Here is a 1509-nt window from a genome sequence, read left to right as displayed (position 1 = left end):
GAGATCCCGCACGAGCTGGCCAACCCGGCCCGTCGCGCCGCCAAGGAGCTCTACAAGGAGCTCTTCCCGGCGGACTCGCGGATGTCGCGCCCCCGCCAGGGCAGCGAGGAGACGGTCGAGAAGATCGACCCGGCCGCCGTGCGCGCCTTCTACGAGCGGCACGTCCGCCCGGCCACCGCGACCGCCGTGGTGGTCGGCGACCTCACCGGCGTCGACCTGGACGCCCTGCTCGCCGAGACGCTGGGCGCGTGGACCGGTTCCCAGGCCGCCCCGCGCCCGGTGCCCGCCGTGACGGCCGACGACGCCGGGCGCGTCGTCATCGTGGACCGCCCCGGCTCCGTCCAGACCCAGCTGCTGATCGGCCGGACCGGTCCGGACCGGCACGACCGGGTCTGGCCGGCCCAGGTGCTCGGCACCTACTGCCTGGGCGGCACCCTCACCTCCCGGCTGGACAAGGTGCTGCGCGAGGAGAAGGGCTACACCTACGGCGTGCGCGCCTTCGGACAGGTGCTGCGGTCCGCCCCCGACGGCTCGGGCGCGGCGCTGCTGGCGATCAGCGGCTCGGTGGACACCCCCAACACCGGTCCGGCGCTGGCGGACCTGTGGCAGGTGCTGCGCACCCTGGCCGCCGGCGGCCTGACCGACGCCGAGCGGGACACCGCGGTGCAGAACCTGGTGGGCGTGGCGCCGCTCAAGTACGAGACGGCGGCGGCCGTGGCGGGGACCCTGGCGGACCAGGTGGAGCAGCACCTGCCGGACGACTTCCAGGCGACGCTCTATCAGCAGCTGGCCGCCACCGGCACGGTGGAGGCCACGGCGGCCGCGGTGCGCGCCTTCCCGGTGGACCGTCTGGTGACGGTCCTGGTCGGTGACGCCGAGCAGATCGCCGGCCCGGTGCGCGAGCTGGGCATCGGCGAGGTGACGGTGGTGGGCGCCGAGTAACCGCCGTTCCGGTACGGTCAGGGCCCCGGTGACCTTTGTGGTCACCGGGGCCCGCTTCGTTCCGGTCTGTGTGCGATGCGTGGCGAAGAGCCCGTTTTGCCCTGTGGCATGCGCTACAAAAGCCTTGATCCGTTTGTGATCCGAATGATCACCCCATTAGCTTCGGTCCGGCTGTCCGCCACACCTGTGCGCCGCGCCCGCGGCCGCCGGGCAGTCATCGCCTAATCCCCGTACGGCGCGAGCCAGGGGAGCCGGGGACCCACCAGCGGTACCCCTGGGGTGAATCGGGCGCCTTCCGCACCGCGGGAGGAACCTGTAGGAGACCTTCCTGCTCCGAACCCGACAGCTAACCCGGCAGGCGAGAGGGAAGGAAAGGACTCAGCCACTTCATGGCGTTCAACTGCGCCTCCGGCAGGCATCGTCGTCCCGGCCGGACCAGTCGCACTACCGCCGGCCTGGCGGGCCTCGCCGCCCTCACCACCACCGGCGTGGTCGGCACCCTGGCGACCCCCGCCGCCGCGGCCGAGCCCGCCGCCGAGACCAGCGGCCTGCTCCCGGTCGTCACCA

The 1509-nt window shown here is 73.2% G+C and carries 1 protein-coding gene and 1 riboswitch; the gene reads left to right on the top strand.

The window, feature by feature from the left end:
• A partial coding sequence (locus tag HW445_RS30625) for a pitrilysin family protein (RefSeq protein ID WP_180224049.1) occupies window positions 1-942 on the top strand: 942 nt, incomplete at its 5' end.
• 208 nt (window positions 943-1150) lie between these two features.
• Window positions 1151-1318, top strand: a riboswitch (cyclic di-AMP (ydaO/yuaA leader).
• Window positions 1319-1509 lie beyond the last annotated feature (191 nt).

It is taken from the genome of Streptomyces sp. UH6, from assembly GCF_013421635.1.
GTDB classification, from domain to species: domain Bacteria; phylum Actinomycetota; class Actinomycetes; order Streptomycetales; family Streptomycetaceae; genus Streptomyces; species Streptomyces abyssomicinicus.
This window is presented reverse-complemented; position numbering and strand designations above follow the sequence as displayed.